This window comes from Pedobacter vanadiisoli (assembly GCF_042684385.1).
In the GTDB taxonomy this organism is placed as follows: domain Bacteria; phylum Bacteroidota; class Bacteroidia; order Sphingobacteriales; family Sphingobacteriaceae; genus Pedobacter; species Pedobacter vanadiisoli.
Genome location: NZ_JBHULL010000011.1, coordinates 26,916 through 50,605, shown reverse-complemented (window position 1 = coordinate 50,605; position 23,690 = coordinate 26,916). Strand labels below are relative to the sequence as shown.

Annotated in this window: 19 protein-coding genes and 1 tRNA gene; 6 read left to right on the top strand and 14 right to left on the bottom strand. The window is 41.4% G+C overall.

All coding sequences use genetic code 11. The features are described 5' to 3' along the window. The first annotated feature begins 1,036 nt into the window (after window positions 1-1,036). Together ACFSR6_RS14625 and ACFSR6_RS14620 are read left to right on the top strand one after the other, a co-directional pair. Complete coding sequence (locus ACFSR6_RS14625) at window positions 1,037-2,524, top strand: alpha-amylase (protein ID WP_379080114.1); 1,488 nt, start codon at window positions 1,037-1,039, stop codon at window positions 2,522-2,524. Window positions 2,525-3,098: 574 nt separating this feature from the next. Further along, window positions 3,099-3,392 carry a GIY-YIG nuclease family protein gene (locus ACFSR6_RS14620; RefSeq protein ID WP_379080112.1) on the top strand — a complete coding sequence of 98 codons (294 nt, stop codon included), beginning with the start codon at window positions 3,099-3,101 and terminating at the stop codon, window positions 3,390-3,392. 507 nt (window positions 3,393-3,899) lie between these two features. Here ACFSR6_RS14620 and ACFSR6_RS14615 read toward each other — a convergent pair. From ACFSR6_RS14615 to ACFSR6_RS14590, 6 genes are all read right to left on the bottom strand, one after another. After that, window positions 3,900-4,826: a hydroxypyruvate isomerase family protein gene (locus ACFSR6_RS14615; protein ID WP_379080110.1), complete on the bottom strand. Its 927-nt coding sequence runs from the start codon at window positions 4,824-4,826 to the stop codon at window positions 3,900-3,902. A gap of 16 nt (window positions 4,827-4,842) precedes the next feature. Beyond that, a complete protein-coding gene (locus tag ACFSR6_RS14610) occupies window positions 4,843-5,841 on the bottom strand; it encodes an FAD:protein FMN transferase (protein WP_379080108.1) in 999 nt (332 codons plus the stop codon). 11 nt (window positions 5,842-5,852) lie between these two features. Continuing rightward, window positions 5,853-7,172, bottom strand: a complete 1,320-nt coding sequence (locus ACFSR6_RS14605; RefSeq protein ID WP_379080106.1) for a Gfo/Idh/MocA family oxidoreductase — start codon at window positions 7,170-7,172, stop codon at window positions 5,853-5,855. Window positions 7,173-7,206: 34 nt separating this feature from the next. Continuing rightward, the gene (locus ACFSR6_RS14600; protein WP_379080104.1) at window positions 7,207-8,172 is read right to left on the bottom strand and encodes a formylglycine-generating enzyme family protein; all 966 of its coding nucleotides are present in this window, start codon (window positions 8,170-8,172) and stop codon (window positions 7,207-7,209) included. A 170-nt stretch (window positions 8,173-8,342) separates the two neighbouring features. Further along, a complete protein-coding gene (locus ACFSR6_RS14595) occupies window positions 8,343-9,620 on the bottom strand; it encodes a type IX secretion system plug protein (RefSeq protein ID WP_379080102.1) in 1,278 nt (425 codons plus the stop codon). Window positions 9,621-9,964: 344 nt separating this feature from the next. After that, on the bottom strand, window positions 9,965-11,872 hold the full coding sequence (locus ACFSR6_RS14590; RefSeq protein WP_379080315.1) for an ABC-F family ATP-binding cassette domain-containing protein: 1,908 nt from the start codon (window positions 11,870-11,872) through the stop codon (window positions 9,965-9,967). Between the two features lie 181 nt (window positions 11,873-12,053). Between ACFSR6_RS14590 and ACFSR6_RS14585 the strand changes: the two genes are divergently transcribed. From ACFSR6_RS14585 to ACFSR6_RS14575, 3 genes are all read left to right on the top strand, one after another. Further along, window positions 12,054-12,464 (top strand): Rrf2 family transcriptional regulator, encoded by a 411-nt coding sequence (locus ACFSR6_RS14585; RefSeq protein WP_379080100.1) that lies wholly within the window; start codon window positions 12,054-12,056, stop codon window positions 12,462-12,464. 74 nt (window positions 12,465-12,538) lie between these two features. Further along, on the top strand, window positions 12,539-13,189 hold the full coding sequence (locus ACFSR6_RS14580; protein ID WP_379080099.1) for an NAD(P)-dependent oxidoreductase: 651 nt from the start codon (window positions 12,539-12,541) through the stop codon (window positions 13,187-13,189). A 365-nt stretch (window positions 13,190-13,554) separates the two neighbouring features. After that, window positions 13,555-14,601 carry a quinone-dependent dihydroorotate dehydrogenase gene (locus ACFSR6_RS14575; protein WP_379080097.1) on the top strand — a complete coding sequence of 349 codons (1,047 nt, stop codon included), beginning with the start codon at window positions 13,555-13,557 and terminating at the stop codon, window positions 14,599-14,601. Window positions 14,602-14,616: 15 nt separating this feature from the next. Here ACFSR6_RS14575 and ACFSR6_RS14570 read toward each other — a convergent pair whose 3' ends face one another. The 4 genes from ACFSR6_RS14570 to ACFSR6_RS14555 form a co-directional block, all read right to left on the bottom strand. Further along, on the bottom strand, window positions 14,617-15,282 hold the full coding sequence (locus ACFSR6_RS14570; RefSeq protein WP_379080095.1) for a DNA alkylation repair protein: 666 nt from the start codon (window positions 15,280-15,282) through the stop codon (window positions 14,617-14,619). Window positions 15,283-15,761: 479 nt separating this feature from the next. Next, window positions 15,762-15,932 (bottom strand): hypothetical protein, encoded by a 171-nt coding sequence (locus ACFSR6_RS14565; protein ID WP_029275070.1) that lies wholly within the window; start codon window positions 15,930-15,932, stop codon window positions 15,762-15,764. Between the two features lie 33 nt (window positions 15,933-15,965). Continuing rightward, a tRNA-Cys gene (locus ACFSR6_RS14560) sits at window positions 15,966-16,039 on the bottom strand. A gap of 59 nt (window positions 16,040-16,098) precedes the next feature. Next, a complete protein-coding gene (locus tag ACFSR6_RS14555) occupies window positions 16,099-16,845 on the bottom strand; it encodes a TrmH family RNA methyltransferase (protein WP_379080093.1) in 747 nt (248 codons plus the stop codon). Here ACFSR6_RS14555 and tamL point away from each other — a divergent pair. Next, window positions 16,836-19,256 carry a translocation and assembly module lipoprotein TamL gene (gene tamL, locus ACFSR6_RS14550; RefSeq protein ID WP_379080091.1) on the top strand — a complete coding sequence of 807 codons (2,421 nt, stop codon included), beginning with the start codon at window positions 16,836-16,838 and terminating at the stop codon, window positions 19,254-19,256. The genes ACFSR6_RS14555 and tamL overlap by 10 nt on opposite strands. On the opposite strand, the gene ACFSR6_RS14545 is transcribed toward tamL, so the two are convergent. From ACFSR6_RS14545 to ACFSR6_RS14530, 4 genes are all read right to left on the bottom strand, one after another. Beyond that, on the bottom strand, window positions 19,257-19,823 hold the full coding sequence (locus ACFSR6_RS14545; protein ID WP_379080089.1) for a 2'-5' RNA ligase family protein: 567 nt from the start codon (window positions 19,821-19,823) through the stop codon (window positions 19,257-19,259). Window positions 19,824-20,317: 494 nt separating this feature from the next. Further along, window positions 20,318-20,848 carry a hypothetical protein gene (locus tag ACFSR6_RS14540; RefSeq protein ID WP_379080087.1) on the bottom strand — a complete coding sequence of 177 codons (531 nt, stop codon included), beginning with the start codon at window positions 20,846-20,848 and terminating at the stop codon, window positions 20,318-20,320. Continuing rightward, the gene (locus ACFSR6_RS14535) at window positions 20,845-23,277 is read right to left on the bottom strand and encodes a patatin-like phospholipase family protein (RefSeq protein WP_379080085.1); all 2,433 of its coding nucleotides are present in this window, start codon (window positions 23,275-23,277) and stop codon (window positions 20,845-20,847) included. The genes ACFSR6_RS14540 and ACFSR6_RS14535 overlap by 4 nt, the downstream gene beginning before the upstream one ends. Continuing rightward, a complete protein-coding gene (locus tag ACFSR6_RS14530) occupies window positions 23,193-23,666 on the bottom strand; it encodes a TspO/MBR family protein (protein ID WP_379080083.1) in 474 nt (157 codons plus the stop codon). The genes ACFSR6_RS14535 and ACFSR6_RS14530 overlap by 85 nt, the downstream gene beginning before the upstream one ends. Window positions 23,667-23,690: the final 24 nt, after the last annotated feature.

Genomic DNA, 23,690 nt, shown 5'->3' with positions numbered 1-23,690 from the left:
CAATTCGTCATGCTGAATTCATTTCAGCATCTTAATAGCAGGAAAGACCCTGAAATAAATTCAGGGTGACGACCGCTCAAACTACTTCATAGATCACACAGATTTTCGCAGATTGATGATTTGCTTTTCTGCGTTGATCAGCGACATTAGCGGGGGGAAAGGATGTTACGGTTGTTCCCGCAGATCGCACAGATTTTCGCAGATTGAAATAGTGTTTTCCTTCCTAATATGTGCAATTATTCTACCTTTTTGATTCGTATTTTGGACATTAGTTTTGGGCACTATGCTAGGCTTGCCTTGAAAAACCACAGTCTGGAGCGAAGAACGCCGTCAATCCCAAGTGGTGGGGAAGTCAAAAAACAGGTGCACAAAAGAGAATACAGCACTGCCAAGCCTTAAACGCAGTGGTTTTGTGTTCATAAGCGACAATTAAAATTATTCTGGAAATTTGAACACAAAACGAAGCGCCGCTGTTTTTTGATGTGAGTGGGGCCCTGTGAGCCGCATTGCTGGATTGACAAAGCGCTTTGGGTACTTTGGCGCGACAAAATGCGCAGCATTCTTGAGCACAGCTAAAAACAACACGAACTGCGAAAAACTACCATGCTACCGCGGCATAGAGCGGGGAAATATATTTTGGATTCGACGTATTTTTAATAGCAGAGAAGATGCTGAAATAAATTCAGCATGACGATCGCTCGCAGATTGATTATTGTTTCTGCGGCGATTTGCGAAATCAGAGGGGAAAAGCATGCTAAGGTTGTTCCTTCGTCAATTCGTCATGCTGAATTCATTTTACAAGTAGAAATAGTGTTTTCAATTGCCTTGTAGCTACTACGTGGTCAGCATCTTAATAGCAGGAAAGACCCTGAAATAAATTCAGGGTGACGACGGCTCAAACTACTTCATAGATCACACAGATTTTCGCAGATTGATGATTTGCTTTTCTGCGGTGATCAGCAGGAAATAGATTTGGGAGCGTGTTATTTAAAAACAATTCATCTTTTATCATGTTATCCTAACAAAAATCCGATTAATGCAGAACCAGACCCTGATCCAATTTTTCCATTGGTATTATAACGAAGAACAAAATTTGTGGACCAAAGTAGCTGCCGAAGCCAGTCATTTAAAAGAAATTGGGATAACCGCTGTTTGGTTGCCGCCAGCCTATAAATCTAACAACGCGGCCTATGATGTGGGCTATGCCGTTTACGACCTTTTTGATCTGGGCGAATTTGACCAGAAAGGGAGCGTAAATACGAAACATGGCTCTAAAGAGGAGTACATCAGGGCCATTGAAGCCTTACATGAGAATGGAATCGGCGCATTGGCTGATGCCGTTTTTAACCACAAGGCAGGTGGCGATGAACTGGAAAAAATAGCCGTAAGAACCGTAAATCCTGATGACAGAACTGAATTTACCAGCGATGTTTTCGAAATACAGGCCTGGACCAAGTTTACCTTTCCGGGGCGGAAGGGCAAATATTCTGAATTTATATGGAACCATGAGTGCTTTAGCGGGGTAGACTGGGCCGAAGACCTGAAGAAAACAGCCATTTATTCGATCCAGAACTACCTGGGTGAAGGTTTTGAAGAGGTTCCATCAACCGAATTTGGCAATTATGACTACCTGATGTTCAACGATATCGATTACCGCAACAGGGCTGTAATTGAAGAGTTAAAATACTGGGGCGAATGGATAGTGGAGACCACCAAAGTAGACGGTTTTCGGTTAGATGCCGTTAAACACATTAATCCGGATTTTATTGTCGAGTGGATTGATCACCTGAACCAGAAATTTAACCGCGAATTTTTTATAGTAGCTGAAGATTGGGATGTGGTAGATAGGGAAGGCCAATTGCACTATATTGAAATTACCGGCGGCAGGACACAAATATTCGATTCGCTTTTGCACCATAATTTTTTCCTGGCGAGTAAAAACGAGGATTTTGACATGCGGACGATCTTCGACGGAACATTGGTACAGGTAAAGCCCGATCTGGCGGTAACATTTGTGGATAATCATGATTCGCAACCTTTGCAGGCGCTGGAATCATACGTCGATTTTTGGTTCAGGCCTTTGGCGTATGCCATGATCCTGCTGCGTATACAGGGGATTCCCTGTTTATTCTTTCCTGACCTGTATGGCGGGATTTATGACGATAAAGACAAAGAAGGGGATGAGGTGCATGTTGAGCTGGTGGCTATTCCGGCAGTAGAAACGATGAGTAAAATCCGTACAGCCTTAGCCTACGGTGAGCAGCGTGATTATTTTGACCATGGCATTTGTGTCGGATGGACACGCGCTGGTGATGAGGAACATGAAAATAGTGGCTTAGCGGTATTGTTGAGTACAGGAGAAGAAGGTTATAAAGAAATGGAAGTCGGTAAACACTTTGCCGGAAAAACCTTTATTGATGCCTTAGGCTATCGCCAGCAGGAAGTAATTATTGATGAAAATGGCTGGGCGGAGTTTCACTGCAATGCCGGAAGTGTATCGGTGTGGGTGTTGAAGGTGGGGTAGGTGAAGAGATGATGCATATGGTCTGTGGGGACACAGACCACGGCGGGGGATTCCCAATCGAGTTGGGAATGACGCTTACATTTCATCCATACGTCATTCCCGTGCAGACGGGGATCTTAATGCGGCTTGTAAACCCAGCTTAGTGCTTTAAGATCCCCAATCAAGTTGGGGATGACGCTCGCATGTAATCCACGCGTCATTCCCGTACAGACGGGAATCTTAATGCAGTTTACCAGTCCCGCTTAAAGCTTTAAGATTCCCAATCGAGTTGGGAATGACGCTTGCATCTCATCCATACGTCATTCCCGTGCAGACGGGGATCTTAATGCGGCTTGTAAACCCCGCTTAATGCTTTAAAGATCCCCCAATCAAGTTGGGGATGACGCTCGCATGTAATCCACGCGTCATTCCCGTGCAGACGGGAATCTTAATGCAGTTTGAGAACTCTGCAAGCGCTTTAAGATCCCGAAGAAATTCGGGATGATGATCACATGAGACGATGGCAAGCAGAAAATTCGCAATACTTTCCTTATGTAGAACATAAATCTTATGAGAAATAGCGTAATTTTAAGACATGGAACGTGGTGGTTGTGTTTACATTATGACCAATGCCTTTAACACGGTATATTACATCGGCGTTACTTCTGACTTGCACTCAAGAGTAATTGATCATAAATGCAAAAGATATCCAACTTCCTTTACAGCTAAATATAATTGTATAAAGCTCGTATATTTTATGTTCTATCCTGGCATTGAAGAGGCAATTGCTCAGGAGAAGAAATTGAAGAAATGGAATAGGGATTGGAAAATTAAGTTGATTAGCGATAACAATCCTCAATGGCTAGATTTGTTTAATGAGGATTTGTGATTTTAAAGATGGGAATCTTAATGCGGCTTGCAAACCCGGCTTAATGCTTTAAGATCCCCAATCAAGTTGGGGATGACGATCGCATCTCATCCAGACGTCGTTCCCGTGCAGACGGGAATCTTAATTCGGCTTGCAAACCCGGCTTAATGCTTTAAGATCCCCAATCAAGTTGGGGATGACGCTCGCATGTAATCCACGCGTCATTCCCGTGCAGACGGGAATCTTAATTCGGCTTGCAAACCCGGCTCGATACTTTAGGATCCCCAATCAAGTTGGGGATGACGATCGCAACTCATCCAGGCGTCATTCCCGTGCAGATGGGAATCTTAATGCGGCTTGCAAACCCCGCTTAATGCTTTAAGATCCCCAATCAAGTTGGGGATGACGATCGCATCTAAACCATGCATCATTCCCGTGCAGACGGGAATCTTAATACGGCTTGTAAACCCAGCTTAATGCTTTAAGATCCCCAATCGAGTTGGGGATGACGACCCATCTAGTATATATCTACAAAAAATTATCCTCTGCCCGATAAGCCGCAATTACAGCCAGTTCGCCTTCTTTGCCACCTTTCGAATTGCCGTGCTCCATACCCATAACACCTTTATAGCCTTTAGTATACAAGTGTTTAAACAGGGTTTTATAATTGATTTCGCCGGTTGTAGGTTCTTTGCGGCCCGGGTTATCACCTATCTGGATGTAGGCAATTTCATCCCAGCAGCGGTCGATGGTTTTAATCAGGTCGCCTTCTGTACGTTGCATGTGATAAATATCATAAAGAATTTTACACGAAGGACTTTTAACCGCTTTACAAACCGCGTAGGTTTGATTGGTTTTTTGGAGAAAAAGTTCGGGTGTATCGCTCAGGGTTTCCAAAACCATAATCAGGCCATGGGGTTCAAAAATCTCGGCACCTGCACGCATGGCATCAATTACGTTGGCAAACTGGTTGCCGTAAGGCAGGTTGCGCTCATAAAATCCGGGCACTACGGTAAGCCATTTGGCGTTACAGCGCTTTGCAGCTTCGACTGATTTTTTGCAGGTTTCGATAAATTTGTCTTTAAACTCTTTTTTACCGGTGGTTAAAGATGTTTTCCAGTTGTCGCCTCCATCTACCACAAAAACGCCCATGCGCATACCCAATTTGGCCAACAGGTTTCCGATTTTTTCCTGTTCTTCAACCGGGCGGCCCAGGTAGCCGTTATCTTCTATAGAACGGAAACCTTTATCGTACATAAACTGGATCTGATCTAAAAAACTTTTGCCTGCATGATTTTGAAACATGCCCTGGTGCGGGGCATAATCGAGGTTAAAAGTTTTGTCGCTTAATGCGGTATCGGTTTTTTCGGCAGCAAGAATATGGGTAATACCGCCACCGGTGGTAACTGCACCAGCCGTAAGGAGACTATTTCTTATAAATTCACTTCTTTTCATCGGTGAGGTTTTTAGGTTATTGGTGTGTAATTAATTTTTTAAATCCGGTGGTTAAGGTGTCGGCTACTTTGCCATCTTTTTGGTGGTACACAAAATAAGCTTCGAGGTTTTTTCTGTTTTCTACAAAGGCAATAGCGTCTTTAAGGTGCATGGCCATTAAGGCATTATCGTAACCATCGGCGGTAATGGCATCGTTCGCATAAACCGTAACACTGATCATCTCATTATCTAAAGGATAACCTGTTCTAGGATCAATCAGGTGGGAGATTTTTTTCTTCCCGCTCTGGTGAAACTTCCGGTAGTTGCCTGAGGTGGTAATGGCGCCCGAATTTATGGCAGCGATATGCCTGATTACCGGGATCCCATCTTTATCGGGCCCTTCAATGCCGATTTTCATGGCTTCCCCATTGGGTTTTGGTCCGGCGATCCGGATTTCGCCTCCCAGTTCGGCCACGTATTGTTTAATTCCTTTTTGTTCGAGATAGGCGGCAATTAAATCAACACTGTAGCCCTGGGCTATTCCATTTAAATCGATCTGTACACAGGGCTTTAGTTTACTTAATAAACCATTTTTGAGTTTTAGATTTTTCATGCCTACACAGGCCAATATCGATTTAATGGCTGCCGGATCGGGTTCTTTTTTAGCCTCTTTCGGTCCAAAACCCCAGGCTTGTACCAAAGGGGCAACAGTGATATCGAAAATGCCTTTGGTATCCTGATTAATCTCGAAGCTCCTTTTAAGCACGTCGTTTATGAAACGGTCGGTTTTAATTTCTTTTTCGGCAGCGTTAAATTGATTTATCAATGATCCCTTCTTGTAAAGTGACATCGATAAATCAATTTCGTTTAATAGACTGTCTATGCCTGCCTTAGTTGCCAAACTATCGGTAGCATAGTACATAATAGCATAATCAGTTCCCTGTGCAAAACCATTGATTTTATATTGCTTCAGTTCTTTTTTTAAGGAAAAAGCAAAAATAAGGGGCAAAATGAAAAGCAAAAACCTATTACGCATCCATTTACTTTCTAGATCACCTTGGTTTGCCCTGGTCTGGCCACAGGGTATAATCCATTTTCATCAGGCATCAACTTTGGATTGGCATCCCATGCAAAACGCTCTGGCATTAAGCTGATATCTGAAGCCAGGGCTTCATCCCATTTAATGGTTTGACCAGAATAAGTAGCAAAACGGCCTATAATTGACGAAAATGTACTTGTTGCAGCATAATCTACATTACTAAATTTATATTCCCCCTTAGAAACAGCATCGAAGAGTTCGTCATGCTCGGTTTGGTACGGATTTGCATTTCCTTTGGTATTGTGGTTATATAATTCTTTACCGCTGTAATCTTTCATGATGGCCTGATTGCCGGCTGAAAGATAGATTTTGCCTTTTGTGCCTTGAAAAGATTCATCCACACGGTTACTGATGCCTTCAAAATGCCTGCACTGGCTATGGATTACCGCACCATCGGCATAAGTTAGTTCGATAGAGTGGTTATCATAAATCTCGCCATAATCTTTTCCGGTTCTCCAGGCGCGGCTACCCGTTCCCTGTACCGAAACCGGATGTCCGTTTTTGATCCAGTTGGCAATATCGATATTGTGTACATGCTGCTCTACAATATGATCGCCGCATAACCAGTTGAAATAATACCAGTTTCTCATTTGGTACTCCATTTCGGTCTGGTTTGGTTTACGCGGACGTACCCAAACGCCACCGCTGTTCCAGTATACCTGGCCCGCCATGATATCGCCAATGGCACCATCGTTAATGCGTTTCATTGCTTCGCGATAGTTGGACTGGTAGCGGCGCTGTAAACCAACTACGACGTTTAATTTTTTCTTTTTAGCTTCTTCGGCTGCGGCCAATACCTTTCTAATGCCTGGTGCATCTACCGCAACAGGTTTTTCCATGAAAATTTGTTTATTCTGTTTAACTGCTTCTTCAAAATGGATAGGACGGAAGCCCGGAGGCGTGGTTAACAGCACGACATCGGCTAACGGAATGGCTTTTAAATACGCATCGAAACCCACAAACTGGCGTTCTTTGGGAACATCCATTTTTGCGGCAAATTTAGCGCTTAACGATTGGTAACTGCCATCTAAACGGTCTTGAAAGGCATCGGCCATGGCTACCAGCTTAATGTTGAATTTAGTGCTGAGTGCCTGGAAAGCTGCTCCTGTACCACGATCGCCACAGCCTATTAAGGCAATTTTAATGGTGTCTGATCCCGATGCATAGGCTCCTGCCAGTGGAATGCTGCTTAACATGGCCCCGCCGGCCAGCATGGCTGTTGCTTTTAAAAAATCGCGACGATCTTGTTGGTTAATTGGTTTTCTCATGTGTTTAATTTTATTTTGGTTAGGGTTGTGTTTTTTAAAAGTCTTTTATAGGCTGCTTATCATAATACGCATCTATTTCTGCTTTTGAAGGTGTTTTTACAGGACGCACCAGGCGCATACCTACAAAAGGAGCTTCAGGAAACCACCAGTTGCTTTTCGGAATCTGTGGATCCAATTGTTTCCATGATGGATCAGACGCTAATCTGGCTGTTGAAGTTAAATTATCCGCGGTTTCATCATAAGAACCCCCACGAACGGCATTTGGATAAAGCTTTTCGGGTTTGGCAACAGGATTTTCGGTGATCTTATCCTTTCCCTGATCGTAAAAATCGGCAATATACTGGTCGTAAGTCCATTCGCTAACATTTCCATGCATATCAAACAAACCCCAGGCATTTGGTTTTTTTAATCCTACCTGGTGGGTTTTGTTATCGCTGTTATCTTTATACCAGGCATAATCGCCTAATTTAGCGGCATCATCACCGAAAGAATATTTGCTTTCGGTACCTGCTTTACAGGCGTATTCCCATTCTGCCTCTGTTGGTAAGCGGTAAAAAACACCTGTACGCATGTAAAGCCATTTACAAAACTGGATGGCGTTATATTGGGTCATGGCTATGGCAGGCTGGTGCTCTTTACCCATGCCAAAAGTCATATCGAGATAAGGCTTGGTGGGCCTGGTAACCGCATCTACTTCAGCCGGAATGGCACCTGTACTGGCTTGTTTTTCATAATCACGATAGAGGAAGGGTTCAAAAATATCCCAGGTTACCTCGTGTTTTCCCATCCAGAAAGCATCGAGTTTAACCTCATGAACGGGTTGCTCATCCGGTTTTCCGGTTTTACTTCCCATTTTAAATTTGCCTGCCGGTATAGCCTGCATATCGAATTTTAATTTGGTTCCGTTAATGGATTGTGTGTATGAATCACTGGGTTTTTGTGCTAAAATCTGCGCACCTGGATAGGCTATTAATGCTGCGGCAATTAACTTTTTAAACATAATTTTTGGTTAGATACACTTAATTCTCTAGTGTGTTTATTTGGTTGCTTTCTGAAATGCTAAAGTAAATAACCACAATTAAAACAAAGAAAATTTATGTAACAATAAAGGTAAGTATTGTAATATTAAAAGTCGAATTGACAATTAATATTGTGCTTCGGTTCAGCGGGTTACCTTCTGTCTGAAACTTTATTGCTTAAATTGGTGTAACCAATGAGGGTATCCCAGCGAGCGCCCGGACGCCGGTAATAAACGAAAACCTGGTAACTGTTTTCGGTCTGGAAGAACGCACCTTCGAAAGGTTTGGTTTCCATTAGTTTGGTATCTTTGTTAAACCAGGCAAACTCATAGTCGTAGAGGCCTTGTTTAAGGATCACATTGCCGTAAAATTGTTTCCTGCTGGCGTCGTAAATCAGCTTGTTTTCATTGCCCATGGTGTAATTGTTAAACCGGCCTACTACATAAGCATCGCCATTCGGGCCGGGTGTAGGGGCATTTAAGGTAAATAAAACACTCATGTACTCTGCTTCTGTTTTATCGTCGCGCCCGTCGGTATTGCGGATAAAAAAGTTTCCGTTTTCATCGAACTGGTTGGCAAAGGCACCTGCCGTTCTGGGTACATCCTGAAAAAGGATTACGTTTACCGATTCGTTATCGCGGTATATGCCTTTAACGTTATCGGCTTTGTACCTTAAACTACGGGTATCAAACTTTCTAAACTCATTGTCTCCCCAAAAATCATTCGTATTCAGGTCGTTATAAACCAGTTGGTTGGGTCTTACAAACGCCGGTTTGGTATTCACCTGGATCGTATTGGCATTAAAATTTTGCATCACCACCGCTTTTATATCCTGGTAGGGGTTCTGGATCGGAAAGCTATGGTTAATGGTGAAGTTGATTTTTTGTTTGTAATTCCTGTTTTCTACCTGCATGGAATTGGTTATTTCTGCAGCAATGGCCACCTGGTTGTCGAGTACGTAAAAACGCTGTGAAATAACCGGTTTGTTTTTATCACCATCCAGATACACTTTTAGTACATAATTGCCTCCTATTTTAGGTTGGATCTGTGTATTGGGCAACGTGATTTCGTAATGCGTATATTTCCGGGTGGTATTGGATGAATAACGGTAGTTGAGGATGCGGTCGTCGTTAAAACTGCCTAAATAATCAATGCTCGAAATCTGCGAAGGCTGCCATTCGGTATTGCAATGCTCAATGGTATACCAGTAATTTTGGGTTCCGGAAAGCAGGTCGTCAAAAGAAAAGGTAATGGTTTCAGGCGAATTGAGCATGATTACCGGTATACTTTGCTCTTTATTGCTGTTATAGCACAATACTGTTTTAATATTTGGCAGATAGGTTTTGTTCTCGTTTGTGAAGGTTTGACCATTTTGGGCAAAAGCCAGGCTGGAGATCAATAATAAGACCGCAATTAATATTTTCTGCATGGTTAAAAGTAAAGTTTTATTGGGAAGGGACAAAATTGGATCAGTAGATTGACAGATACTTTTTGCTTGCAGCAGCGCTGAATATGCTGTCATGCTGAGGCACGAAGCATCTGCAACTTAGAAGATAGATGCTTCGTGCCTCAGCATGACATTATTTGTGGTCTCAGATATTTTTATTTGACACGGAGCTCATTTCAATTTGCATGTAATTTCTATTTTTTTGGAATTGCTAAGAATTTACTTAGTATTAGATGGGAACAGCTGACTACAGATTAAAACAACAAAAAAGCCGTCCCGATTTTTCATCGAAACGGCTATATATCTGTACTTGCTGATGTTTAAAACTAAGCTTCCAATTCCATAATCTCGGCAGCCAGACTTTCCCATTTTTCCTGGCTTTTGTCTAAATCGGCTTTGGTTGTTACGTAGCGTTTGTTGGCTTCGGTAAGTTTTTCTGTATTGCTGTAAACATTTTCTTCGGCAAGTTCTGCTTCAATGTTTTTAACTTTTTGCTCCAGCTCTGTGATTAATTTTTCTGTTTTCTGCAGTTCATCGTTCAGTTTTTTTAACTGACTGGCTGTATTTGGGGTATTGGGTTTAGGATCTGCTTTTGGTTTCTCGGGCATTTTAACCGGAATCGGTTTTGAAACCGGAATTACCCTTTTGCTGTTCCATTCTTCGTATTCGGCGTACGTACCTGGATATTGTTTAATTTTCTCGCCTTCAATAAACCAGATCTTATTGGCCACATTATCAAGAAAATACCGGTCGTGTGATACCGCAATAAAAGTACCTTCAAACTGTTGTAAGGCCTGGATTAGGATGTTAACCGATTGAATATCAAGGTGGTTGGTGGGCTCATCCAGGATCAGGAAATTCGAATCTGTTGTTAATGATTTTGCCAGTGCCACACGCGATTTTTCACCTCCGGATAATACCCTGATTTTTTTGAACACATCATCGCCGGTAAACAGGAAACATCCTAAAATACTGCGTAATTCAGTATCGGTATGTTTTGGCGCGAATGCCTGTAGCTCTTCTAAAATAGCATTATCAAGGTGCAGTGATTCCAGCTGGTGCTGTGCGAAGAAAGTTGTGGTTACGTTATGGCCGGTTTCGCAGAGACCTTCGAATTTTTCGGTGCCCGCAATCATCCTCAATAAGGTCGATTTTCCCTTACCGTTTGCACCGATGAGGGCAATTTTATCTCCTTTTTCGATCACCGCTTCTGCATCTTCCAGGATATGTACATTTGGATAATGTTTAGTGGCGTGTTCGATGCGGACAACATGACGGCCAGATGGTTTGGTAAATTTAAAGCTGAAGTTTACCGTTGGATTTTCGTCGTCAACATCTTCAACACGTTCCATTTTATCCAACGCTTTCATCCGCGACTGGGCCATTTTGGCTTTGGAAGCCTTGGCTTTAAAACGCTCGATTAAACGTTCTTCCTGTTTAATTTTGGCCTGCTGGTTTTTAAATTCACCTTTCTGGATTTCTGCCCGCAATGCTTTTTCTTCTAAATAGTAACTGTAATTACCGGCGTAAACGGTTAATTTTCCCTTACGCGACTCAACTGTACGGTTTACAATCTTATCCAGAAAATACCTGTCGTGCGATACAATTACGATAGCGCCCTCAAAGCCCGTCAGGTAATTTTCCAGCCACTTAATAGAGGGTAAATCCATGTGGTTGGTAGGCTCATCCAGTAAGAGGATATCAGGGTCCTGCAAAAGGATTTTGGCCAGCATGACACGCATACGCCAGCCTCCGGAGAAGGTATTGAGCGGGCGCAACTGATCTGCCGTGCTGAAACCTAATCCAGCCAGTATTTCGTTTGCCCTGTATTCAATGTTATAACCGTCTAAAGCTTCAAATTCCTGCTGCTTATCGCTCAGTTTAAATAAAACCTCTTCACTATAATCTGTTTCGATTTTTTTAAGCAGTTCTTCAATTTCATCGTGCAGCTGGTTTTGGCGCTCAAAAGCTTCCATGGCCACGTGCAAAATGCTATGGTGCGAATCGTAAGAGAGTAAATCCTGGTTCAGATAACCGATTTTAAGGTCTTTCGACATCGAAACGGTACCCGAAGTTGGCGCGTACTCACCTACAATTATTTTTAAAAGTGTTGATTTTCCTGTTCCGTTGGCACCGATCAAACCTGCCCTGTCGCCTGGTTTAATGTGCCAGTTGGCGTCGTCATAAAGGGCCCTCGAGCCGATCAGGAATGTTAAATTATTTATTGAAATCATTTCGGCTGCAAAAATACGAAATTTAAAGGCTTTTTTCAGATCGAAACTTAAATAGGAGAGACCGTTCCTTTTTTCTGCCATTCTGAATATAATGAAGAATCTTTGATGAGGTAATTGCAAAATAAATTTTGATTTTAATAAAACCTTCTTACCTTTGTACTGTAATAAAAATAATTACAGAATGAGCAATAGTAGGTTTCCTGTTTCCTTACACATCTTAACCTTGTTAAACGCGGCGAAAGGTGCTGTTGTGAGTTCTGAATACCTGGCGGGAAGTATCAATATCAATCCTGTTTTAGTGCGCAAGGAGATTATGAATTTGCGTAAACATGGTTTTGTTGAAAGTAAAGAAGGCAAGGGGGGAGGTTCGTTCCTGGCCAAAAGCGCCGAAGACATTAATCTGGGCGAAGTATATAAATCAGTAAGAAGCAGTAATGTGTTAGGGCAGAGTAAAAACGAACCGAATCCTAAATGTCCGATTGGCAGGCAGATCAATCAACATTTGGATGCCTTATACCATAATGCAGAGAATGCCCTGATCGAAAATTTATCGAAACAGACATTAGCAGATTTTGCCTCAGGCTTTGAATAAATTTTTTTTGGATTTAACTGTAATAAAAAACATTACAATATTAAAAATAGATTAATAAATTAAAAATTAATAACATGAAAGTAGCATTAATTGGAGCATCGGGCTTTGTAGGTAAAGCCCTTCTGACTGAACTGGTAAGCCGTGGAAATGAAGTAATTGCCATTGCGCGCGATACCAATAAAATTGATAGCAGCAGCGATAAAGTAAGCAAACTGGCTGTCGACGTTTTGGATACAGAAAAATTAGCTGAAGCTTTAAAAGGAGCTGATGTCGTAGTAAGCGCATTTAATGCTGGTTGGACCAACCCCAATTTATACCATGATACCGTGCAGGGTGCAGAAGCCATCCAAAAAGCGGTAAAAGCAGCTGGCGTTAAACGTTATATTTTTATTGGCGGTGCAGGTACTTTACAGATCGATGGGCATCAGCTTGTTGACGGGCCTCATTTTCCTGCCGAATATAAAGCTGGCGCAACTGCAGTAAGGGATTATTTTAACATCTTAAAACAGGAAAAAGAATTGGATTGGTTGTTTTTTAGTCCGGCAATTGAAATGCATCAGGGTATTACCACCGGCCGTACAGGTAAATACCGTTTAGGAAAAACAAGCCCGGTTTTTAACGAAGAAGGACGTTCTATTTTATCGGTTGAGGATTTAGCGATTGTAATTGCCGATGAGCTGGAAAATAATGCACACCACAGGGAGCAGTTTACAGCAGCGTACTAAAAATTGGTTCATTAGTCATTAGTTCATTGGTCATTGGTTTATTGGTCATTTGTGGATGTACAGGTTGCCTAAGGTTGATGGCTGGTTGGTTCATGGTTTGATAGTTCATGGACAAGTGTTCTTGCTTTTATGGTTTGTAGTTTATAGCATGCCAGGTTATACCACATCGCTATCAGACCATCAGCTATGAACTATCGCCTTGACTAATGAACGAATGACCAGTGAACTAATGAACCTGTCAAACCATGAGCTATGAACTATCGCCCAGACTAATGAACCAATGACCCGTGAACTAATTGAACCAGTAACGATTGAACTAATTAACCTTTTTTCGATAATTACCTATAAGTTCTTATCTTCGTGGCATGTATCGCCTGATTAAACCAATATTCTTCAAATTTGACCCTGAAAACGTACATTATTTTGTCGTAAAGCGGTTAAAGTGGTTTAATGACAAGTTTCCTTTGGGTAAAACCATTATCCGTAGCAGCTTTGATGTTCATATTAAAGGTTTGGAGCGCGAGGTTTTTGGAATAAAATTCAGAAACCCTGTTGGGTTAGCAGCCGGATTTGATAAAAACGGCGAGTATGTAGAGCCTTTAAGCAATCTGGGTTTCGGATTTATCGAAGTGGGTACGGTAACGCCAATGCCCCAGCCTGGAAACGACAAACCCCGTATGTTCCGTTTGCCCAATGATGAAGCCCTGATCAACAGAATGGGTTTTAACAACAAAGGGGTAGATGTAATGGCAGAGCGTTTACGTTTGCTGAAAGATAAACATCCCGATATTGTTGTAGGCGGGAACATCGGTAAAAACAAAGCTACACCAAATGAACAGGCAGCAAGCGATTATATTAAATGTTTCGATAGGCTGTTTGATGTGGTAGATTATTTTGTGGTGAATGTAAGTTCGCCCAATACCCCGGGTTTACGCGAGCTGCAGGAAAAAGAACCGCTTAAAAAGATCCTCAATACCTTACAGCAACGCAATGGTAAAAACGGTATTTCGCGTCCGATTTTATTAAAAATTGCACCTGATTTAACTGATGCACAACTGGATGATATTATCGAAATTGTAGCAGAGACGAATATTGCAGGTATTATTGCCACCAATACCACCATCAGCCGGGAAAACCTGGCGACAGCGCAGGACTTAAAAGCTGAAACCGGTGGGTTGAGCGGAAAACCTGTTAAAGAACGTTCGACCGAGGTAATCCGTTATCTTTCAGAGAAATCGAACAAAGCCTTTCCGATTATCGGGGTAGGAGGTATTCACTCGGCTAAAGATGCACAGGAGAAACTGGATGCAGGTGCCAGCCTGGTACAATTGTATACCGGTTTTATTTACGAAGGCCCTGGGTTGATCAAAAGTATCTGCAAAGCACTGGTAAACGTTAAAGAATTAAGCTAAGGCTTTTGTAAGTCTTTATTTTTGCCTGCTCACCATTGCATTAATCCATATCGGTGCAAATGGAGAAGTACATCCTTTCGAAACCGGATAATCACGGTAAATCCCCAGTTTTTCGCCTATGGCTAAAGCGCGTTCGCGGTAAGCAGGGTGGTTTATGCCAATCTGGGCTAAGGCAGTGTTCATTGTCCACTGTGTTTCTGGTGCTTCCCCAGGCATTTCACTTTCAATACGGTTTAGCAGGGCAGGGATGTCCAAACCTTCCGGCTGTCTGGTAATTCGCCCGCTGGTTAAACTCCAGCCTGCACGGGCAAGCATCTTATCGCCTGAGTTCATCCATTTTTCGCGGAATTGCTCCTTTTCAGGGTATTCCTTAACTACATAGTTGTAAAACCAGTCGGCTGCCCAGGCAAATTCTTCTGATGCAACCATTTTTTCTATTTCGACAGCTGAAAGTTCCTTAGGGTTAAGGATTAAAATAGCCAGCATTCTGGCATCGATGTTCCCGGTTTCCCATAACTGTAAAGCTAACTGATGGTCTGTTCTGAGCTTTTTTGCCAGGATTCTGATATCGCCCATTTTCACTCCGAACAGATTTTCGCGGGCTCCGTTTTTAAGGTGTTGCTTACGGACTTTATCATCTGCAAGCGATTGAAGGGTTGAAAGGGTTTCGGTAAGGTTCATAAGCTCTCCGTAAAAATCTGATAGGTTAAAGTTAAGGTTTTAGGTTGTTAGCATACGTCGTCACCTTGAATTTATTTTACAAGTAGAAATTATATTTTCATTTGCCATGTAGCTACTTCGTGGTCATGGTCTATCTTGCAGGAAAGATGCTGAAACAATTTCAGCATGACGATTGAATTAGAAAGGAGGTTTAGCACTACAATAATTACTATGAGTATCAAAAATACTAATACACAAAAAAGCATGCTTTGATCAGAATAAGATAAAGTTAAGGTTTTAGGTTGTTAGCATACGTCGTCACCCTGAATTTATTTCAGGGTCTATCTTGCAGGAAAGATGCTGAAACAAGTTCAGCATGACGATTGAATTAGAAAAGAGGCTTAGCACTACAATAATTGCTATGAGTAGCAAAAATACTAATGCATAAAAAAAGCATCCTTTGATCAGAAGGATGCTTTAAATTTTTTCGTTTCTAAAAACTATTTTGCCAAAGCAGCTAAAACAGCATTGTTTTTAGCTAATTGATCGTTTTTAGGCTGTGCAGAACGGCTTCCTAACTCAATGTTAGTTGCTCTCTTTAAAAATGCTACCTCTTGGTGAGCTGTATTTTTATTTCTTCTGTCTTTTCTTTTTAATCTGGTAACTGCCATGGTATTAACCTTTTATTATTTTATTTGTACAAATGGAGGTCGAGAGCGGATTCGAACCGCTGTAGAAGGTTTTGCAGACCTCTGCCTAGCCACTCGGCCACTCGACCCTTAAATTCAAGGCTGCAAAAATAGCAATTATTAGTTAGCCCGCAAATAATATCTCAATTTAATTTCGAACCCTCACTAATTCAGCGCAAAAGATTGCAGCACTCACGGCAACATTTAAGGATTCGGCCTCGCCGATTCTCGGAATGGTTACCGGTTTATTAATTTTTTTGATCACTTCGGGCGAAATTCCCTTTCCTTCATTGCCTAAAATTACCAGTCCCTCATTGCCCCATTGTGTTTCATAAATCGATTCGCCATCCAATAAAGCACCGAATACCGGGATTTTATTGCTGGCTAAAAATGCGGGTAAGTCTGTTTCGAAAATAGTTACCCTTGCCAGCGATCCCATGGTGGCCTGTACGGTTTTGGGATTGAATACTTCCACACTATCGGGCGAGCAGATAATCTTTTTAAAACCGAACCAATCTGCCGTACGGATAATGGTACCCATATTGCCGGGATCCTGCACACCATCCAAAACCAGGGTGAACTGATTTTTCAGCTCTTTTTCATTCAACGGTTTGTTTTTGGGGATATGAACCAAGGCTAAAAAGCCCTGTGGCGTTTGCAGTGTACTAATCTTGTCTAATTCAGCGTTCTTTACTTCAAATAAGTTTATATTTGCAGGCAATTTGGGTAACAAATTGTATTGTTCGCTGTTATAAAATATGGTATGGATGTGGTAATTTGACCGGATAAACTCTTTTATTGATTTTATGCCTTCAACAATAAATAAACCATGCTCTTTACGGTATTTTTTTTGATGTAACGACTTTATAAAACTAATCTGTGATTTTGAAAGCATACCAATACTTGATAAATATTAAACTGAAAAGCACTGCAATATTACTATTTATTATTGTTTTAATTCAGGCCTGTTCATCAACAAAATACATTGCCGATTACCAATCAATCGTTAAAAAGGTAACGATTGATAGTGTTGACAAGAAATTTGAGGAGCAGGCTTATAATTACGTGCAGAAAGATCTCCGGCCTGCTTCCAAGTTCAGTATCCAGGTGCCTTTATATAACCTGTTCAATACCAAAAATGGCCGGTACAAAACGAACGATATCAAGCCCTTCGGTACGCCGCCCGCTATTTTGGATAGTACGCTGGTAGAAATTTCGAGAACCCAGATACAGAAGTTCCTGAAAAGTAAAGGCTACCGGCAGGCAGAGGTAACATCTGCCATCAAGGTGGCGAACAAGAAAGCTGAGGTAACTTTTAGTGCAAAACCAGGACCGGCTTATTTTATTGATAAACTGACTGATTCGATCCCGAATGTGAATATCAGAAACCTTTACCTGGCGAATAAAGCCGGGGTGAGCCATTTGCACAAAGGCATGCAGTACGATGAAGATTCGCTAACCTACGAGCGGGAGCAGATTTACCGTATAATGAAAGAAAACGGTTATTTCTATTTTTTAAGGCCCTATGTAAATTTCGATGTTTATGGTGCTGAGCCAACCTCAAAAACCAATAAAATTGATTTAAATTTAAATGTAACTGAGCCTGCCGAAGGGCACAAACAGTTTAATATTGGGTATACGCATATGATTATTGCGCCAAATCCGGATGGTTTTCCAGATTCTGTACGCTATAAATTGAGCAAGGATACAGTAAACGGGATCATATTTACCGATTTTTCCAAACGGTACAGGCGTAACCCGATTGTGAGGTACGACTTTTTAAAGCAAGGTGAACTTTACGATATCCGGAATGAGAACCTGACGTATGACCGCTTGTACGAACTGAATATTTTCAAAAACGTTAAAATCGATTATTTTAGGAGAGACAGCACTTCGAACAAGATCAATGCAGTAATACAACTCATTCCGCAAAAGGTAATGAGCAACCGTATTGAAGGTGAGGTGCCGTTTAATGGCGGTACGGTTGGTTTTAACTTAAGTAATACCTATACCAATAACAATATTTTCAGAGGGGCCGAACGGTTCGAGCTTCAGGTAAAAGGCGGTTTGCAATCCAGGATAGGCAATGGCGCCAAACCTTTTAGTGACATCTATCAACGCGATTTTTCGATCAGTAGCAGTATTACGGTACCAAGGTTGATTATTCCTTTCTACAATCCGGTTTTAGGAGGCAATGGAATGCCACATACTACTTTCTCTAGCAGTTATATTTTTGCCCTGCAAAAAGATGTATCGGTAAGAAGGATCTTCATTAATTCGATTACTTATGACTGGGTAGAAACGAAATCGAAACTGCATTCTTTTACGCCCTTAAACTTTGAATACCGTTTTGGCTACCTGGACCCTAATGTAGATGCACAGACAGTACTAAATAACCTCTATTACTCTACCTTATTGGGCCGGAAAGACCTGACCCTGGGAATGAAGTATACTTATACCTTAAATGCCAATAAACTGAATGAATACCGTTCTTTTGTTTATTTAAGGGCCGGAATGGATATTGCAGGTAATATGTTGCAGGGTATATCTAAATTGGGCGGTAAAAAAAGCGACCCTGCAAACAACGATCCTGCAAAAATATTGGGTTTGCCTTTTAACCAGTATATGCGCCCGGAAGTAGACCTGAGGTGGTACAAACACTTAGGCGGGGAGCGGCAGTTTGTTGCACGTTTAAATGCAGGTGTAGCCTATGCTTATGGAAATTCGGTGTTAACAGGCATACCTTTCGAGAAACAGTTTTTTGCAGGCGGATCAAGTGGCGTTAGGGCCTGGCAGGCAAGAACCATTGGGCCCGGCAATTACGATAGGGGCCTTTTAAGGAGCGATACCCTGAGGAAAGCATTTTTTGGACTTGACCAGCTTGGAACCATGCGTATCGAAACCAACCTCGAATACCGTTTTACAGTAGCCAAAAAGTTTTTTGGGGCAACATTGAAAGGAGCTGCCTTTGTTGATGCGGGTAACGTATGGAATCTCCGTAAAGGCGAATCAATTTTGCTCGCTACCCCTACACTTGATGAGCAAACCGTGTTTAAATTAAACAGATTTGTTCAACAGCTGGCTATTGGTACAGGGGTAGGGCTCAGGTATGATGTACAATACTTTGTATTTAGGTTTGATGTTGGGCTGAAGCTCAAAGATCCGCAGTTTACGGGCTCAGATCAATGGGTAATTGGTAAATTTTTATCAGGGGCAAGAGAATTTAAAAACAATTATAACGCCACACACGGCCCTGATACTTACCGTTTCTTACAGTATAATTTTGGTATTGGTATGCCGTTCTAATTAACCGAAAAGATTTAGTGCTTTGGCCTTGGTACCGGGGTTTTTAAATGTAAACTCCTTAAAGGGTTGCCACCTTTTATTCTGGTGTTTGTAAACAGAAAAAGAGGAGACCGGAAATTCACGCTTAAATTTACGATCTTTAAACGCAGCGGTAATCTGTTTAAAAACCGGTTTTATATCCCTGAATGCCAGGGTAAGGTGCGGATTGAATTTCTCCTTTTTGTCGATTAGCTTTAATGGCTGTAATGCCTTTGACAGCTGTTTTTCCAGGTTCATGATATCCTCATTCCGCTCTACATCAATGAAAAAAGTATGTTCAGGGAATGAACCGAAATTTTTTAATATCTGTGTAAACGGGGTATTGAAAGAGGCCTCTTCCAATGCGTTGAAAAACCTGTTTTCTGCCGCTAACGACGATAATTTAACCGGTGGGTATAAGGTAATATGTGCCGGCCTTTTTAAGGATTCGTGCACGTTAAACTGCTCTGAAATGTAGTTTCTGATTTCATCGATATCTTCAGCTATTGAAACGGGCGGAACCAGACAGACCAAAAAAAGATTTTCCATAAAGCAAATTTACTAATTTTTTTAGCAAATTAGCGATGATTTAATAAATTATTAATCCACAGCTATTGGCAACCACATTTTCTTTTATAGGAAGGCAGTTGCAGAAGCTAATGGTTTTTTGCAGTCCCGCTCCCGCTTCTGCCGGTTGAAAAAATCGGCATCCCGCTTCGATCGGGCTTAAGGGGCTATAGCAGTGCTGCTATCTGAGATGAAATAAACCCATTGCCCCCGAGTTGGTGTGCCCAGGAGCCTATTTTCATTTGAGCTTAGACGGACCTGCGTTAACTAAACCCGACCGGCAGCGTTACCCCGGTTTAAGTGTAATTTAACTTATTGAACATTTATCGGGGTTAAGCAAAGGGGGGGACGGGTAGAACCGAAGCACCACAGGAATTGCTTTTCTAAAAAGAAAAAATATTGCATGAGATTGCTTCGGCTCGCGCTTTTCCAGCCCCAAAATTGACGATTCGTGATGAAAAATTAATTCAAAAACGTCAGATGAGGTTCTTCAAACCATCAAAAATACTTTCGAAAAAAGTAGAGAGATTTAGACCGTTGCTATGGTTAAAGTAAACAAATACCAAAAATACGATCACTACAAATATGATGAGCTTGCGGAAAGCAAATGCGATAATAATCAGCACGATCGGGATAATAAAAAGCCACAGGCTATTTATTGCATATGGGCTTAAATCGGTATCTTTTTTATAAACATACACCAGTTTACTATGGGTACCTGAGTCGTTTTGGTGTTTAATATAAACGAATGTAGATTTATCGATGGGTAAAGGCAGCACAGCAATGCCATCGTTAAACTTTAAAATCTGCGTAAAACCACTTACACTAAAAGTATAGGTTCCGTTTATATTTTCGTTAGGGTTGTTCAGCGAATCGGCTGCTATGATCGCCAGCTTATTGTTTTTAAGCAAATTTTCCTTTACCAGAAAATTATTAATGTTTGCGGTTTGGGCCAAGCCTGAAAAACCTATTAAACATAACGATAACAAGATTAAGATTCGTTTCATTCGATAGAACGTTTATTGTAAATTAAATAACCGATATGCAATAATACACCATTTCTTTTAACTGCATCATTATATAAATTATAACTTAAACTTACGGGGCCGAGCGGTGAATGATAAACCAGACCTGCAGTACCTGCATAACGTAATTTTGTAATGGCTTTGGCATAATCCACATCCTGGAAATTATTCAGCTCAAACTCTTTATGTGGTAAAAATAAATAACCTTCCAGTCTAAAATCAAGATTTTTTTTAACATTATAAATGTTTTTCACCCCACCGGCGGCATAAGTGGTTGCCCTAAACTTATCAAGAAACAGCGAGCGGCTATCTTGCAACGGATAGAAGGCCGGAGCGGTTAAAAGTGTTGAATAGTAGTTGCTGAACAAAGGCTGATTCGAGATTACACCTTCAACAATATAACCCAAAGTATATTTTTTCAGGTGTAGGAAATAGTTTTCCTGGGTGAGCTTAATGCTGCCCCATTGGTGTAGCCGGCTACTGCCGGGAATCTTCACAAAACCAGGGGTGTTCCTGAAAATGTTACCGGGATTATAATTTTCGCGGCCGGTAGTATAATTAAAGCTTAACGAAAAGCTTTGACCATTTGTGGCATATTGTTTTCTGTTGAGCGAGTTTTTTTCGAGGTTTAAAGATGCCCTATAGCCATTAAAAATAGTTTGATCGAGCAGATCGCCTACTGTGAATGTATTGTTGGGACTGTAACGGTCGTTATTGTTGATAAATGTTGAATGCAGAACTATTTTGGTGTTGTAATTTAAAGGCATTCCCATCATGAGATCAATCTTCCTGTCTGATTGTTCGATGTAAATGGGGCGGGGATTTTCGATAAATATCTGGCTGGTATTATAGAAATTCCAGTGATTATACGTTAACTCGGCAGACAGAAACAAAGGCAGCCTGGTTGGGTAATCTACCCGGCCATTTACCTGTACCGATTCGTAAAAACGGCCTGAATAAAAGCTTGTTCCGAAAGTGTACGATTTCCTGTTGAGGTAATTGTATTGGGCAGCCAAAAAAACATTGCTGATGGGCCTCGTAGAGATATTGCCCCCCAAATCGAGTTTGAAACTTTTTTTCGGCTGGGCCACCACTTCAAAGGTATAGCTATCTGTTGCTGCCTGATAAGAAATTTTAGGATATACGGTTTCAAAAGTCTGGTCGGCAACCAGTTTGTAATATCCGCGTTTAATATCTTCCAGGTTGAAAGTAACTTTATCGCTCTTGAAAAGACGCTCCACATATTTTTTCTGCTGGCTGTTTACGCCGGTTACAATGATACTGCTGAATTTTAGGTCGGGTTTTTTAGTGTTAAATTTTTCTCTTCTTTTAGCCAGTTCATCATCGCTCACCCTTTTGCCGATCAGGGCTTTGATTCTGGGCATATCGGCCATAGTCGCATCATACCCTTTTTTGATCAGTTCTGCTACAGGTGCGAAATTGGTAACACTGTAGCCAGCCAGATCGGGCTGTATGTATACACCGTTTTTACCGATCATGGTAGAATCTGATTTGGATAAAAACATGTATACCAAAAAACGGTTCATTAAGCGATCGTCGATATTTTTAGGGTATTCGTTATAAGTTTTTGAAGATACATTGGCGCCGATCACCACATCCGGTTTAAATTCCCTCTCCATAATATCGGCAGGGAAATTGTTGTATAGTCCCCCATCAAAAACATATTTCCCGTCCAGTTTAATTGGCCGGTAGATAATCGGAACCGTCATGGTTGCCCTTACTGCTTCAGCTAAACTTCCCTTGTTTACTGCGATACTTTTTTGTGAAAGAACATCCGCAACCATACAACGATAGGGGACGAAAAGATTGTCAAAATTATCTTTAGAAACGGCTGATGCCTGAGCAAAAAGTTCTAAAAAAGCAAAATTTAACGGGATATCGTTAATGAGATTGGAGCGGAAACTAAAATGGAAGCCCGTATCAATGGCCACTTTGGCTGTAAGCATAGAGGCATTTGGTGCATTTTTTTGAAAATAATAGGTGTAATCGCTGGTATACCGACCATTTACCCAATTTTGAAAATCGTTACTGAGTGCTATTTCTTCAATTTGCTTCGGACTATAACCGGCAGCGTACATGGCCCCAACAATGCCGCCCATAGATGTACCTGTAATGTAATCAATCGGGATATGGTTTTCTTCTAAAGCCTTTAAGGTGCCGATATGGGCCAGGCCTTTGGCGCCCCCGCCACTAAAAACAAGGCCAACTTTTTGCGCTTGCAACTGGTTACAGCACAGAACGAGGAGGATCAGCAAAAATCTTTTAAAAGTTACCACCCCTAAAAATAAGGGTTTTTCTTCTAAAATCAGTTCAATATGAAAATGTTGTAATTCAAAAATATTGCAAAACTTACCCACATGATGTATGGAATAAACAGGAGGCCTGCCCATTTATTGATTTTATAAAATGTAAATGCATTAATGGCGATCACTACCAGCAATAAAATAATTTCGGCCAGGGCGAAGCCAATCTCATTCAGATAAAAGAAAATGAATGACCAGGCGAGATTTAAAATTAACTGGATCAGGTAAATGGCAACGGTGCGCGGAAAATGGACAATTTTATCGCGCCTGATCCAAACCAGATAAGCAGCAATGCCAATCAATATATAAAGAGTAGTCCAAACAGGTGCAAAAAGCCAATTTGGTGGATTAAAGGATGGTTTATTTAATGTTGGATACCAGGTTTTAACAGATTGAGCGGTTGCCCATCCGCCCAGGGCACCGATACCCAGCGTAATGGCTATATTAATGATAAAAGCAAGTGGTTTAAATTTCATGTTTTAAATTTGAGTTTAAACATC

Bases quoted from the DNA above. Each gene is read 5' to 3' on its own strand.
- ACFSR6_RS14595 (WP_379080102.1), bottom strand. From the start codon at position 9,620: ATGCAGAAAATATTAATTGCGGTCTTATTATTGATCTCCAGCCTGGCT.
- ACFSR6_RS14615 (WP_379080110.1), bottom strand. From the start codon at position 4,826: ATGAAAAGAAGTGAATTTATAAGAAATAGTCTCCTTACGGCTGGTGCA.
- ACFSR6_RS14555 (WP_379080093.1), bottom strand. From the start codon at position 16,845: ATGCTTTCAAAATCACAGATTAGTTTTATAAAGTCGTTACATCAAAAA.
- ACFSR6_RS14535 (WP_379080085.1), bottom strand. From the start codon at position 23,277: ATGGGCAGGCCTCCTGTTTATTCCATACATCATGTGGGTAAGTTTTGC.
- ACFSR6_RS14565 (WP_029275070.1), bottom strand. From the start codon at position 15,932: ATGGCAGTTACCAGATTAAAAAGAAAAGACAGAAGAAATAAAAATACA.
- ACFSR6_RS14605 (WP_379080106.1), bottom strand. From the start codon at position 7,172: ATGAGAAAACCAATTAACCAACAAGATCGTCGCGATTTTTTAAAAGCA.
- ACFSR6_RS14625 (WP_379080114.1), top strand. From the start codon at position 1,037: ATGCAGAACCAGACCCTGATCCAATTTTTCCATTGGTATTATAACGAA.
- ACFSR6_RS14600 (WP_379080104.1), bottom strand. From the start codon at position 8,172: ATGTTTAAAAAGTTAATTGCCGCAGCATTAATAGCCTATCCAGGTGCG.
- ACFSR6_RS14570 (WP_379080095.1), bottom strand. From the start codon at position 15,282: ATGAACCTTACCGAAACCCTTTCAACCCTTCAATCGCTTGCAGATGAT.
- ACFSR6_RS14575 (WP_379080097.1), top strand. From the start codon at position 13,555: ATGTATCGCCTGATTAAACCAATATTCTTCAAATTTGACCCTGAAAAC.
- ACFSR6_RS14585 (WP_379080100.1), top strand. From the start codon at position 12,054: ATGAGCAATAGTAGGTTTCCTGTTTCCTTACACATCTTAACCTTGTTA.
- ACFSR6_RS14545 (WP_379080089.1), bottom strand. From the start codon at position 19,823: ATGGAAAATCTTTTTTTGGTCTGTCTGGTTCCGCCCGTTTCAATAGCT.
- ACFSR6_RS14620 (WP_379080112.1), top strand. From the start codon at position 3,099: ATGGAACGTGGTGGTTGTGTTTACATTATGACCAATGCCTTTAACACG.
- ACFSR6_RS14540 (WP_379080087.1), bottom strand. From the start codon at position 20,848: ATGAAACGAATCTTAATCTTGTTATCGTTATGTTTAATAGGTTTTTCA.
- ACFSR6_RS14580 (WP_379080099.1), top strand. From the start codon at position 12,539: ATGAAAGTAGCATTAATTGGAGCATCGGGCTTTGTAGGTAAAGCCCTT.
- ACFSR6_RS14590 (WP_379080315.1), bottom strand. From the start codon at position 11,872: ATGATTTCAATAAATAATTTAACATTCCTGATCGGCTCGAGGGCCCTT.
- ACFSR6_RS14610 (WP_379080108.1), bottom strand. From the start codon at position 5,841: ATGCGTAATAGGTTTTTGCTTTTCATTTTGCCCCTTATTTTTGCTTTT.
- ACFSR6_RS14530 (WP_379080083.1), bottom strand. From the start codon at position 23,666: ATGAAATTTAAACCACTTGCTTTTATCATTAATATAGCCATTACGCTG.